11 protein-coding genes are annotated in these 14,528 nt (G+C 33.5%); all 11 read left to right on the plus strand.

Annotated elements, in window-relative coordinates:
- Positions 1-64 precede the first annotated feature (64 nt).
- Complete coding sequence (gene ruvB, locus JQC67_RS07485) at positions 65-1,087, plus strand: Holliday junction branch migration DNA helicase RuvB (RefSeq protein ID WP_203252204.1); 1,023 nt, start codon at positions 65-67, stop codon at positions 1,085-1,087.
- A 327-nt stretch (positions 1,088-1,414) separates the two neighbouring features.
- Positions 1,415-4,288 carry an ATP-binding protein gene (locus tag JQC67_RS07490; RefSeq protein WP_203252205.1) on the plus strand — a complete coding sequence of 958 codons (2,874 nt, stop codon included), beginning with the start codon at positions 1,415-1,417 and terminating at the stop codon, positions 4,286-4,288.
- Positions 4,289-4,450: 162 nt separating this feature from the next.
- Positions 4,451-5,695, plus strand: a complete 1,245-nt coding sequence (locus JQC67_RS07495) for a leucine-rich repeat domain-containing protein (protein WP_203252206.1) — start codon at positions 4,451-4,453, stop codon at positions 5,693-5,695.
- 279 nt (positions 5,696-5,974) lie between these two features.
- Positions 5,975-7,039: a nickel-binding protein gene (locus tag JQC67_RS07500; protein ID WP_203252207.1), complete on the plus strand. Its 1,065-nt coding sequence runs from the start codon at positions 5,975-5,977 to the stop codon at positions 7,037-7,039.
- 36 nt (positions 7,040-7,075) lie between these two features.
- Entirely contained in the window at positions 7,076-8,143 is a 1,068-nt protein-coding gene (locus JQC67_RS07505; protein ID WP_203252208.1) for a nickel-binding protein, read from the plus strand.
- 57 nt (positions 8,144-8,200) lie between these two features.
- Positions 8,201-10,129, plus strand: coding sequence for a helix-turn-helix domain-containing protein (locus JQC67_RS07510; protein ID WP_203252209.1), 1,929 nt, complete (start codon positions 8,201-8,203; stop codon positions 10,127-10,129).
- Positions 10,130-10,384: 255 nt separating this feature from the next.
- A complete protein-coding gene (locus tag JQC67_RS07515) occupies positions 10,385-10,906 on the plus strand; it encodes a hypothetical protein (RefSeq protein WP_203252210.1) in 522 nt (173 codons plus the stop codon).
- A 314-nt stretch (positions 10,907-11,220) separates the two neighbouring features.
- Positions 11,221-12,276, plus strand: coding sequence for a c-type cytochrome (locus tag JQC67_RS07520; RefSeq protein WP_238934523.1), 1,056 nt, complete (start codon positions 11,221-11,223; stop codon positions 12,274-12,276).
- Positions 12,277-12,395: 119 nt separating this feature from the next.
- On the plus strand, positions 12,396-13,076 hold the full coding sequence (locus JQC67_RS07525; protein WP_203252211.1) for a Tat (twin-arginine translocation) pathway signal sequence containing protein: 681 nt from the start codon (positions 12,396-12,398) through the stop codon (positions 13,074-13,076).
- Between the two features lie 18 nt (positions 13,077-13,094).
- On the plus strand, positions 13,095-13,508 hold the full coding sequence (locus JQC67_RS07530; protein ID WP_238934524.1) for a DsrE family protein: 414 nt from the start codon (positions 13,095-13,097) through the stop codon (positions 13,506-13,508).
- Between the two features lie 18 nt (positions 13,509-13,526).
- Positions 13,527-14,333, plus strand: coding sequence for a sulfite exporter TauE/SafE family protein (locus JQC67_RS07535; protein WP_203252212.1), 807 nt, complete (start codon positions 13,527-13,529; stop codon positions 14,331-14,333).
- The last annotated feature ends 195 nt before the right edge of the window (positions 14,334-14,528 follow it).

Here is a 14,528-nt window from a genome sequence, read left to right on the forward strand (position 1 = left end):
AAATCATACATATGCGAATGCATGAATGAAAGTAGTTTCAAGTCGTTTATATATCTTTGAAACTATGAACGAGAACTTAGATCCTTCAGGCGATAATTTTTCGCAAGCTGAACTTGATGTTGAAAGAGCTTTACGGCCTATTTCATTTGATGATTTTACAGGTCAAGAACAAGTACTTGAAAATCTCAAAGTTTTTGTTGAGGCAGCAAATCAGCGAAGTGAAGCCCTAGATCATACATTATTTCATGGCCCTCCGGGTTTGGGCAAAACTACACTTGCACATATTTTAGCAAATGAATTGGGGGTTGGTATAAAAGTTACTTCAGGGCCAGTATTAGATAAACCTGGGGACTTAGCAGGGTTATTAACCAATCTTGATGACAGAGATGTACTTTTTATTGATGAGATCCATAGATTGAGTCCGATAGTTGAAGAATATCTGTATTCTGCTATGGAAGACTATAAAATTGATATCATGATTGAAACAGGGCCAAATGCACGCTCTGTACAGATTAATTTGAATCCGTTTACATTAATAGGTGCAACAACCAGATCAGGCTTGCTAACAGCGCCTATGCGTGCTAGATTCGGAATTCAAAGCCGACTTCAATATTATGATACTGAATTACTATCTACAATAGTACAGCGAAGTTCAGAAATTTTGAATGTGCCAATATCAAATGATGCCGCTATTGAAATTGCGGGTCGTAGTAGAGGAACACCTCGAATTTGTAATGCCCTCTTACGACGTGTTCGTGATTTTGCGCAAATAAAGGGTAATGGCGAAATTGATATGGAAATTTCGAAGTACAGTTTAAAGGCTTTAAATGTGGATGCCTACGGATTGGATGAGATGGACAATAAAATTCTCACAACCATTATCGATAAATTTAAAGGAGGCCCTGTAGGTATATCAACATTAGCAACGGCAGTTTCTGAAAGTTCAGAAACTATTGAAGAAGTATACGAGCCTTTTCTTATACAACAAGGTTTTATAATGCGAACCCCTAGAGGTAGAGAGGTGACTGAATTGGCCTATAAACACTTAGGTAGGGTAAAGGGCGGTATACAACCAGGTTTATTCTAAATATAATTTTTTAGTAACAAAATCTATTATGCGCTATTAAAGAAATCTTAAACAAAATAGGGGTTAATACAAATAATTCAAGTCAATTCTTAAAGTATCTGTTGCTATACTGCTTCATTAAAATTCATACATGGTGTATAAATACTTTAAAATTGTGTACAAAGTCTACCCTAAATTCATACTTAAAGCCGGATTGATTTTAATCAATGAAATTTAAGCAATGTATACACTTTACAATACTATAGACACAAATTTGCGCGCATAGGCTTTGGAAAAAATAGATATTGTATATTATAAGTTTTAGTCAAAATCTAAGTAAATTAAAACTTGCCAAAATTAGAATATCTACGTTTGCGTTCCAATGGTCTTTTAAGACGGTCTGCCTATACATTGGGTTTGGTGGTTATACTTATTGTAATAGGTTTGTGGTTCGGGCAGCATTTAAATAAGAATGTCAATGAAGATGTTGTAGCGGCCGAACAAAACACTAGAGAAGAAACTTCACCAACATATTTAGAAATTTCTCCTAAATATGCCCAGAATATTGACTCAGCGCCATACTTATCTTTTTCTGAAATTCAGAAAATCAGTTTTAATAAAACGGAAGTACCAATCGAACGAATGGGATACCATTATTGGTCACGTTTCTATTTAAATAACACACAGTTGCCGTCAATTGATAAATATTTTGAACTTCAATTTGGTACTGCAGATGAATTACAATTATATGTTCCTATAAAGAACGGTGTGTATGCTTTATATAAATTGGGCCGTACTATTCCTAAAGTGAATAGTGTTTCACTTAATGATCTTAGCAGGGTTTTTCTTGAAACTAAAGAACTAGATCTAGAGCGTCCTTTCTATCTGCTAAATAGGCCCATGTCTATTTTTGGACTTAATGCGCTCTATGCTCCTGTTAAGGTTAGTTTACATAAAGCGGAGCCGTTTTTACTTTCTACAACTAATAAAAATAGAGATCGTTCTCAAAAAGTATACGATTTTTGGTTTTATACTCTTTTTGGGATAATATTTTCAGTGTTTCTTTTTGCAATTATTCGGTATTTTTTAACTCAAAGTTTATATTATTTGCTATATGCGGCATATCTTTTTTTCTTAGGTATAAATACAATTCATCGCATCTTTATTTTTCAAGAAATACTGGCCGATTGGCATCCTCACCTTTATTTCTACTTGAACCAATTGGGAGCAATTTTTGGCATATTTTTTCATGCATTATTTACCTTTTATTTTGTAAACGTTCGTAAAAACTACCCAAAGTTATTGCCTTATTATTTAGCATTTTTAAATGGACAGATTGTCTTTTATGTAATTTACTTCACTCTCATAGTGTTTTTTCCTTTCTATAAATATCATGAAATACTTATCGATATTCAGATATTTACACTGATTGCAATTAATGGGATTTTAATTTCTTATATGATGTATGCTAAACGATTATTACACACAATGCTGATATTAATTGGTAGCCTGATGTTGATAATTGGGAACTTTTTTGTGATTTTGTTTGACAACACCTTTATTATGATGCCAATAGTCACCCTAGAAAGCATTCTGTTTATTACTGTTTTTTCGTACTTAGATAAAATTCAATATAAAAAAGCTGTTGAAAGAGATCAATTGGAAGAACTTAATGCTCATAAAGCAAAAATGTTCGCCAACATTACTCACGAATTTCGTACGCCGCTAACGGTTATTCTTGGAATGGTAGATTCTATTAAAGAAAACTATGCCAAGACATCATATAATAATATGGACCAATCATTAGAAATGATATATCGTAATGGTAAAAATGTTTTGCATTTGGTTAATGAATTATTGGACTTAGCAAAAGTAGAAAGTGGTTCAATGACTATGACAATCGTACAAATTAATGTGGTTCCGTTTGTTAAATATGTAAGTGAGAGTTTTCATTCCTTGGCGGAGACAAAAAAAATTAATCTTACTGTGTATTCTGAAATTGACGGTTTACAGATGGATGTTGACACACATATGCTTTCTTCAATTATTTCTAACCTACTTTCAAATGCTATAAAATTTACAAATGCAGGGGGTAAAATTATAGTTCATCTAAACAAAGCTAAGTTAAAAGGAAATGACGTTTTTGTTATTAAAGTGAAAGATAATGGTCTTGGGTTAGCTGAAAGGGAAAAAGAACATCTATTTAATCGTTTTTATCAAGTTAATAATACTACTTCTCGTGATCAAGAGGGTACAGGAATAGGCCTTTCTCTAGTCAAAGAATTTGTTGAGCTTATGAATGGTTCAATTGGGGTTGAAAGTAAGTTTGGTGAAGGAAGCACATTTACAATACAATTGCCTATAACTAAAGATGCGCATGCTGTTGAAGACCCGAAAGTAAATGGAGCAAAGTTTCTAATTCAACCTGAAATTACCTTAGAGAATGATAAATTACATATTGAAAGTAACAAAGAAGCTCCGTTGGTTCTAATTATTGAAGATAATTTGGATGTAGCGCATTATATTAAAACATGTTTGAGAGGGGCGTATCGAATGCTACATGCAAAAGATGGAGTTTTAGGAATAGATGCAGCATTTGAACATATTCCTGATATAATTATTTCTGATGTAATGATGCCTGGAAAAGATGGTTTTGAGGTCTGCGCAACTTTAAAGGCGGATGAACGAACAGATCATATTCCTATAATTATTTTAACTGCTAAAGTAACTACTGAAGATCGGTTGACTGGGCTTTCATATGGTGCTGATGCATATCTCGCTAAGCCTTTTGATGAGAAAGAACTATTTACACGCTTAAATCAGCTTATTTTAAATAGAAAAAAGCTAATTAATAAGCTGGAGAAGAATGGGTTAATATCATTGTTACAAGCGAAAGTCGAAAATCCAAAAACTAAATTTTTACAACAAATTATACAGCGAATACATGAAAATATTGACAATGCTAATTTCGGCCCAACACAATTGGCAAAAGAAATGCATTTAAGCGAGTCTCAGGTGTATAGAAAGTTAAAATCAATAACCGATAAGTCTACGGCTATTTTTATTCGATCCATACGTTTACAAAAAGCCAAGGAACTCATTAAAACCACTAATAAAAACATTTCTGAAATCGCATATGAAACCGGTTTTAAAGATCCTTCTTGGTTTGGTCGTGCCTATAAAGAAGAATTTGGATATTCTCCAGCAAAACAGAATAAATAGCTAACAATCAATTGTTTAAAAATTATATATTGCATGTTATGCAAAAATAGTGCTTGTATTTACTTCGCGATTCATAATTAGTACTAGATTTTGAAAAAATAGTGATTACCCTTTATTCCTGAGCTTGATATCATTGTATCATAATAATTTAAAACTTAAATTATGAAATCGATACAGGCAGTTTTGAAGGCAAATATAAAAGCGAGCATCATTATGCTGCTGCTTCTTATAATTGGTGTTGCCAGTTGTAGCAAAGATGAAACAACTCCAACCCCAGCACCAGTTCAACAGGAGAATTTGGAACCTGAGCCTGAGCCCGAGCCAGAACCAGAACTGGTATTAAGTAGTGATAAACAGTTAACCAGTTTTCGATTTACAGGGATTGTGAATAGTGGAGTTACTGTTGATATTCCAGGCGAAATTGATGAGGAGGGTAAAGCTATTGCCATGGAAATGCCAAATGGAACAGAAATAACCGCCTTGGAACCCGAATTGGAAATTCCGGAAAACGCGATATACGAGCCTAAAGGTCCACAAGACTTCAGTTCGCCTATTAACTATACAGTCACAGCCGAAGATGGCACAAGCCGAACCTATCTGGTAACTGTAGACGTGCTCCTTAGTCAGAAAGAAATCCTATTGCTTATCTCAGAGCTCAATCCTGACAACACGTTAAATTGGAACGAATCAGACAATTTAAGCGATTGGCCAGAGATTACCATAGATGAAAATGGTTTTGTAATTGAATTAGAAATAAACAACAGAAAATTAACAACAATACCGCCAGAAATTGGGCAATTATTTAGCCTAAAACGACTGCTCATTAGTAATATGCAGATCGAAACCTTACCGAAAGAAATAGGGCAATTGAGAAATCTGAAGATGTTACATGCTCAAATCAATCTAAGCGACCTTCCTAAAGAGATTGGTCAGTTAAATAATCTGGAGACTCTTAATTTAAACGTTAACTTCTTGAGTAATCTTCCGGCTGAAATTGGGCAGTTGAGTAGTTTGAAGACTCTTTTTGTGTTCGGCAACAAACTAAGTAGCCTGCCCATAGAAATAGGGCAGTTAACCAATTTGGAAAATCTAGGTTTGAGTAGTAACCAGCTAACTTCTTTGCCAACAGAAATTAAACAACTGGTGAATTTAACAGGCTTAGACGTTAGTAATAATAAGCTGAGCAAGTTCAATCATGTACCGTTTATACCTTCAAATAACAATTCTAATATTCTTAACTGTTCCACGGAGACTAATCTAAAGGATTTACGCTTAACGGGCAATTCTGATCTCACGGCTATCAGTCAATGTATCTGTGATTTAGATGTTGATAATGGAGGTGCTGTTGATATAGATATTGTGCCCAATGGGGTAGATTGTATAAGCAGTAATGTCATTGGAAATTAATCATAATATTATAAATAAAGCATTATGAAAAAAAGTGCTAATCGTAATTTACTGGATAATCGCTTACGTTATTTTCATCTAAGGAATTATGAAAAATCCAAAAGTGTTATAGAATTTGTTGGGCTAATTCCCAAATTGTCTCATATGCTTTTAAAGAATCATTTGTACTATTTTTAGAATAAAACGTTCCATTGCACTAATTTTTGTTTTTGTATATTTATGATAATCAGATTTTTAGCAAAATAACCATCTAAATTTTTTTGAGATATGCCGCTTTATATGGACATACACAAAGTTGAATCCGATAATTTTACAGTTGAAGATGTAATTCAAGCACATTTACATGATTTAGCCATTCAAGAACGTTTTGGAGTAATACAACGAAAGTATTGGGTAAACGAAAAAGACAAAATGGTTTTCTGTTTAATGGAAGGCCCAAATAAAGAAGCTTGTCATAAAACACATTCGGAATCGCACGGGATGACTGCTTGTAATATTATTGAAGTTTCTGATGATGAATACAATATTTTCATGTCGCGTGGCAGCACGCAAAAGGAGGATTTGGCATATACGGCAGATGGTGATATCGATACGGGGTTTAGAACTATTATGTTGATTAGTACCTCAGATTTTTCAGGGAATTACCTCCATTACGTAAAAGAAGCTAGGCGTTTAATAGATAAATTTCATGGAAAAATAGTGCGTCAACCAAATAATGATGAAACAATGGCTTCATTTTTATTAGCTTCTGATGCCATTATTGCTGCTATGGCCATTGCCAAATTGCTACAGACTATTCCCGATAATTTTGAATATCGGTTGGCTTTGGTTAGTGGAAATCCAGTTGATGAAAAAGGAGTAGATCTTTTTGAAGAAACGAAAAAAAGAGTACGCACTTTATGTTGGATTGGTTTAAGTAAAGTAGTCTATATGGATGCTATTACCGAAGCACTATCACAAAAAGAATCTAATACTCCGAAAGTAAATCATGCAAATGTAAAAATAGTAAACACCTCCGATTTATTGTTTTGCGAAAAACTGTCTAAAATTCTAAACAGCGAATTGAATAATGCCGATTTTAAAAGTGATAACCTAGGTCAGCTTTTAAACTTGAGCAAGGCGCAGACCTATAGAAAAATAAAGTCTCTCACAGGTATGTCTCCAAATACATTAATCCGAGAACTTAGGTTGCGAAAATCACTGAAAGCACTAAAAAGTAATCAGCAAACAGTGGCTGAAATTGCATATGAACTCGGTTTCAATAGTCCTACTTATTTTACAAGAGTCTTTAGAAATCGGTATGAAGTGCTTCCAACTTCCTTCGCTAGATTAAACGCCATTTGATAGGAAATTATGTATTTTTAGTACATGCCACTATTTATGGACATACACGTAGTAGAAGATGAGGCTTTTGATGAAATTGCTGCGATGAAAGGGCACCATAAAGATATTGCGGTTCAGAGTAAGTTTGGTGTTACCAGTCTCAAGTATTTTTTAAACCTTTCGGAGAAAAAGGTTTTTTGCTTATTAGATGCTCCCAATAAAAAGGCCTGTGAAAATGTTCATTTGGCAGCTCACGGTATTGGTGCCTGTAATGTCATCGAACTTTCCAGCGAAATTGATTTCAAAGTGTTTTTAGGTGAAGGTGCTAAAGATGAAAATGATATGGCCCTTACATTAACGGGAGAAATAGATACGGGCTATCGGAGTATAATTATGATTTGCCCTGTTTTTTTTGAGGATATTCAAGTACATGTACTAGATAAACTTTATAGTTTTATTGAAACATATGAGGGTAAAAGAATTGCGCTACCTGAAGCGGGTATTTTGGTCTCTTTTGTAAATCCTAGTCAATCTATTGCAGCAGTAAAAGCCATTCGTGAGTGCCTCGATACTTTTAAGGATAAACTCGAATATAATTTAGCTCTTGTAACTGGTAAACCGGTAGATGAAAAAGGCAACGAATTGTTTGAAGAAGCTAAAAGAGCCCTAGTTTCAATTAATGATTTAGGTACAACAAGAACCATACATATAGATAGTGTTACATTAGAATTAGCAGGAAAAATAGCTAAACAACAAGAATCGATTGGTACAAATGTGCGTAAATTAACTAGTACTGACTTAGCCTTTTATGCTAAATTATGGAACATTTTTAATGAACAAATTCAAAATGCAGATTTTACTAGTGTGCAACTCAGTTTTGAATTGGGTCTTAGTAAAACTCAATCCTATAGAAAAATAAAAGCACTAACTGAAATGGCTCCCAATCAACTGATTCGAGAAATGCGTTTGCGCCGGTCATTAAGAACTTTAAAGAATAACAATAAGACTGTTGCTGAAATTGCATATGAATTTGGTTTTAATAGCCCTACTTACTTTACAAGAGTTTTCAGAAAGCGATACAAAATTTTACCAACAGAGTTTGCTAAGCTTGCTAATATGGCTTAGAATAAAAATATTTTCTAATAGTAAAACCTCGAAATTGTTTTAAGCTTTCAAAAAATTATGAAAAAAGAAAAGAACATTTCTATGGACGAATCATTAATCAACCAATTAAATGATATTCTTGAACGTAATTTAGAAAATGAGCAATTTGGTGTAAAGGAATTAGCTGCTGAAATAGGAATAAGCAGATCCCAATTACATAGAAAGCTTAATTCTTTAATAGACAAATCTTGCAGCCAATTTATCCGTGAGTATAGACTTCAAAAAGCAATGGAGATGCTGCAGGAGAAAATAGCAAATGTATCTGAAATCGCTTATAGGGTAGGATTTAGTAGTCCAACCTATTTTAATACTTGTTTTAAAGATTATTATGGTTATCCGCCTGGTGAAGTTAAATATAGAGCTGCTAATACATCATATGTTGTAGACGGCAGGGCGGAAGCAAGTAAAAATATATCGGATATTGGCAAGTTGGCTAACAATAAAAAAGTTTTGATTATACTAGCTTCTATTGCCTTGATTTTTATAGGTTATTTTTTGATAAATGCAGTATCAAAGACTAATCATCACGTTGAAAATTTGGTCAACGAGGTAAGTAAATCATCTATTGCTGTTTTGCCATTTAAGAACTTAAGTGATAATAAAGAAAGTGAGTATTTTGCAGAAGGTGTGGCACAATCCATACAAAGTCATTTAAACAAAATTACTGGACTAAAATTAATTTCAGAAACTAGTACGGCTCAATATAGAGAAACAACGAAAACTAGTCCGCAAATTGCAACAGAACTTAATGTTTCACATTTATTGGTGGCTAGTGTTCAAGAATACGAAGATAAAGTTCGGGTCATTGTTTCATTAATTGATGCTAAAAAAGATGAACTTTTATGGTCAGATACTTATGACAGAGATCTAATAGATATTTTTAATATTCAATCAGAAATATCTAAACAAATTGCCACAGAATTAGAGGTGGTTCTTTCTCCAGCTCAAATAAGCCAAATTGAAAAGATACCTACAACCGACATCGAGGCATACAACCTTTATCAAAAAGGGAAGCATTTTTTTAATATGAAGAATCACTTACATGGAAAAGGAGAAAAGAGTGTTCAGTACTTAAGAGAAGCAATTGAAAAAGATCCGGAGTTTGCATTAGCACATGCAGCATTAGCAACGGTTTATTTATTCTCCGGTGAAAATTTGTATAAAGATAATTCTGTAGAACTTGTCGAGAAATTAGCGTTAAGAGCATTAGCGCTAGATAGTACCATTTCTGAGGCTCATGTAGCTTTGGGCACCTTGGCTTGTATGTACGAATGGAACTGGGAAAAAGCACAGAAGGAATTCCAGCATGCCATACGATTAAATCCAAATAATTCAGACGCATACATCCATTATTCACAATTTTTATATAGTGTAAAGGGTGAGCCTGAAAAAGCTCGAAATTTTATAGAAAAGGCGCTACAACTAGATCCATTATCGTATGTGGGTGTTCTAAAAAGTGCTCAATATTATTTGAATGACGATAAATATGAAAAGACCTTTGAGGAAACATCCAAATTGAAGGAAATAAACGAGCAGAATATGTATTCGTATTGGATTAATTTTCATGTCTACGACGCGCTGGGAAATAAAAATAAAGCTATTAATGAACTAGTAACCTATTATAATTTAAATAACACAACTATTGATTCGCTGGAGTTAGCCTATGATATTAACGGATTGAAAGGGGTATATTCTTATTATACTGAAAATAACATTAAACGATATGGGCAGGTTTCGAATTTCAACGAATTTGTCTTATATGCGGATGCGCAAGCGCACGCTTACTTTGGTAATAATGAAAGAGCTTTTGAGTATCTTGAAGTTGCATTAGAAAGGCGATGCAGTTATTTATATGAAATAAAATATGATCCCAGTTTTATAAATCTTCGCTCCGAACCTCGATTTTTGAACATTCTCGATAAAATGAACTTGGGCCATTACAATTAATTATTATTCTTATCTGATGGGTTTTTTGCGGTTGGATTAAAGCGAATAAATTATTTTTTCGATACCACCTGCCGACTTTTGTTACCATCCGTAAATACAACCTTTTAAAGGTAAATACAACATAATTTAAAGTCTTTAAATTATGTTTATTACACTTCTAAATAAACTTTAAAATAACTGCAACAGTGGTGTTATTTACTATCTAATGTTTTGAGGAATCTTTGCTGTATTATAAATCCTTAAAAGTATAACATCATGAAAAAGTATTTTATTTACACATTTATTTTAAGTTTCACCGTGGCAATATATCCACAAGGTGACTTTAGTAGTTTAGAACAAAAAATAAAATTGGAGAACGTTATTTCTTCTACTTTAAATTCAACCTACCTGAATAAAATGCAGGTTGGTACAGTTTCACCAACAGTACTTAATTTACAAAATACAGTAGCACTGTTTAATTTATCAAAATCATCAATTTTCAAAGGTAGCGGAAAAACGTATCGTGTTAATTTTAGGAAATCAAATGGAAAAATTTCAGCCATTTATGATGGTCAAGGAAAAATTTTGGAGTCTTACGGTCGATTTACAAACGTAATTTTTCCTATACCTGTTAGAAATACTATTTTTAATCAATATCCAGGTTGGTATGTATTGGGTAGTGTGTATAATGTTTTTTATACACAGGGTAATGACGTTAGAAAAGTATATAAAATTCAAATTGGTAATGGGGTTAGAAAAAAGAACCTTAAGATAAATCAGGAAGGTAACTTGCTTTAAGACATATTTAGAAAGTGGTTTTAGCGTATTATTAAAAGCCAAAGAATATGGTGTGTCTATTTCTGAACCATTTGTTTCATCATTTGATTAAGAAAGTACATTCTTGGTTCATTTGTGCGAACCTTTGAATCAAAATTTACATTTCATTCAAAGTAGCTATTGTAGTTTTATAGTAGTAATTCATAGTTAGAATTCTTATGAATTCTACTTAATTAACTCCCCCATAAATTTTAAAATTAATGATAGACATTCTTATGTCTACAGGCATAATATTGCCCAAATTTTTGGAAGCATAATAGGTTTGATAAAAGATCATGCGTATAAAAGTAGCCTTAAGAAAATATATATTCCGCAAGAATAACAAACTCTATGTGGGTGGTTTGAATATGACTATTCTAACATTATTATTCGTTGCCTGCACTTTGCTTTGGTTCTGGTTTTATGACGTATTTAAGCATAACGAAAATGATACTTCTAACATGGGTATCTACGCTATGAATTATGATGTTACACGGCTAAATGATTCAGATGAAAATAAAATAATAAAAACAGGTTTTGAGGTGTTTAGAAATACTTCAAAATATATCGGTCCTGCAAGCACGAAAACTGAAAAGACATATGCTGGCAATAATTTGTCTTGTTCAAATTGCCACTTATGGTCAGGTACAAAACCATATGCCGCTCCATTAATTGGAATTAAACAGCGGTTTCCACAGTTTCGAGGAAGAGAAAATAAGATAGGTACGATAGTAGAGCGAATCAATGGCTGTATGGAACGTAGCATGAATGGAATTGTTCTCCCCACTGAAAGTGAAGAAATGTTGGCTTTAATAGCGTACATGAATTGGTTAAGCAGATTCGCACCAGCTGATGGTAAAATAAAAGGTCAGGGTTTTGTTAAAATTGATATACCAGATAGAGCAGTAAATCTTATCAAAGGCAAAAAAGTGTTTAATGCAAATTGCATTGTGTGCCATGAAAAAAATGGTCAAGGCAAATGGTTAGCGAACGGTATGGCTTATGAATTTCCACCGCTTTGGGGGAATGATTCATACAATAATGGTGCAGGAATGACTAGAGTGATTACAGCCGCACAATTTATTAAGGCCAATATGCCTTATGGTGCAACCTATGAAAATCCGGTTTTGACAGATGAGGAGGCTTACGATGTTGCGGGGTTTATAAATCAACAATCACGACCAGAAAAAGTAAATCGAAATAAAGATTTTCCTGACCTAAAGAAAAAACCAGTATCAACGCCATACCCTCCGTATGCCGATACTTTTTCAGTGTCACAACATCAATTAGGTCCGTTTAAGCCCATTATGGAATACTATAAAAGTGAATTCAATATAGTTAAATCTAAATAGGGTCGAACGTGAAAAAATGTCTTGTAGACTTTTTTAGTGAAGGAGCCAGCCGGCGCGTTGGCAATACAAGCAGGAATGTTTAATACGAAATAGAATATTAATTAATTAAATATATACAGATGAAAACAGCAAATTTAAATTCTAGAAGAAAGTTTATGGGCGCAGTGCTCATGGGTGCTACAGCTAGTACGTTGTCAATGATTACAAACCCAATGCATGCAAGCATGTCATCTTTTGATGATAAAAAGTTTGCCGCTGCAGATGACTGGTTTAAAAATATTAAAGGAAAACATAGAATAGTTTATGATGGATCTACACCACATAACGGTTTTCCTATTATTTGGAACTGGGCTTTCTATTTGTCAAACAATGAAACTGGGGCTAGCGATGCTGAAATAACAGCGATGACAGTGCTACGACATAATGCAATTCCTTTTGCATTGAAATCAGAAGTTTGGAAAAAGTACAAATTGGGTGAGGTTTTCGGCGTAAATGATAATGCTACCCAAGCACCTTCTTTACGAAATCCGTACTATGAACCAAAAGAAGGCGATTTTCCGATGCCTGTTATTCAAGGTATAAAAGATATGCAACAAAGAGGAGCATTATTCTGTGTATGCAATTTGGCATTATCAGTTTATAGCGGTGTAGTTGCACAAAAAATGGGACTTGATGCAAAAGAAGTATATCAAGAATGGCTCGATGCAGTGCAACCCGGAATTCAAGTAGTACCATCAGGAGTATGGGCATTGGGCAGAGCTCAAGAAAATGGCTGTGGATACATTTTTGCCAGCAATTAATAATCTGAAAACAATACGATGATGAAATTTATAAAGTTAGCATTGGCCTTATTTATGTTGAATATCGGTTTCGCACAAGAAAAACCGATAAAGGTTGTTTTTGACGTCACTAGTGCAAACACGGATGTACATAAATCAGCAGCGCGTCATTTACGTTTAATGTCAGAGAGCTATCCGAATTCTGAATTTGAAATGGTGATATATAGCAGTGCTTATAAGATGGTAGATAACAATTCTTCAGCTGCAGGTGAGACGCTTCGTGATATTATTAAAAATGACAATGTCTCAATTGTAGTTTGCGAGAATACTTTAAAAAGGAATAATAAAAATAAGGCTGATTTAATTCAGGGTGTTACTACAGTTCCTGATGGTATTTACGAGATTGTTGCAAAACAACAGTTGGGTTGGGGTTATATAAAAGAGGGCAAATAATATAGCAATCCACAGCGAATGGAAATCGTTCATATTTTGGGATATTTTGGCGCATTAACTATTGGTTTAGTTTTGGGTCTATTGGGCGGAGGGGGCTCAATAATGGCTATTCCAATTTTCACCTATTTATTTCAAATTAGTCCCATAACTACAACGGCATATTCACTATTTGTAGTAGGTACATCCGCATCGATTGGAGCATTAAAAAATTTTAAAAATGGATTAATTGATTTTAAAGTAGCACTTGTTTTTGCGATACCTGCTTTTATCACAGTATTTATTGCACGCAGATTTGTAGTGCCGATGATTCCTGAAAATTTAGCAATAATTGGTGAATTTGTTGTGACAAAGAACATGGGTGTTATGTTACTTTTTTCAGGGTTAATGCTGGTAGCATCGCTTACAATGATTCGTAAAAAAGAAAAATTGATTAATGAAAAAACAGCGGTAAGTTATAATTATCCCTTGTTGATTTTAGGTGGAATAATCATTGGTTTTCTGACAGGTTTAGCGGGAATAGGTGGAGGCTTTTTAATTATTCCAGTACTTGTATTTATGGTAAAACTACCAATGAAAAATGCGGTTGCAACTTCCTTGTTTATTATTGCTTTAAAATCATTAATCGGATTTTTTAGTGGTATAGAGTATTTAGAAATCAACTGGGTATTCCTTTTGATTTTTACTTTAATTTCAAGCGCAGGTATTTTTATAGGCGTTTATCTAGCGACTTTTATTAATAGTGAAAATCTTAAAAAAGGTTTTGGTTGGTTTGTTCTTTTAATGGCTATTTGTGTCTTTTTTAAGGAGATGATTGCTTCGCTTTAGTTGTATTAGTCATCCGATTTATACCAATGATACATATGTTCTATCATTAGATACAAAATTTACATTAATACCGCTTTCTGATGAGTAACTTTATAGAAATCAAATGTTTGAGTTTTTGATTAATGTTGTAGCTCAAATTTCCCCCCTCTTTTATTGAAAAATTACAATTGAATTAGGCTTTAAGGTTAAAAATCT

Source organism: Aurantibacter crassamenti (genome assembly GCF_016811105.1).
GTDB classification, from domain to species: domain Bacteria; phylum Bacteroidota; class Bacteroidia; order Flavobacteriales; family Flavobacteriaceae; genus Aurantibacter_A; species Aurantibacter_A crassamenti.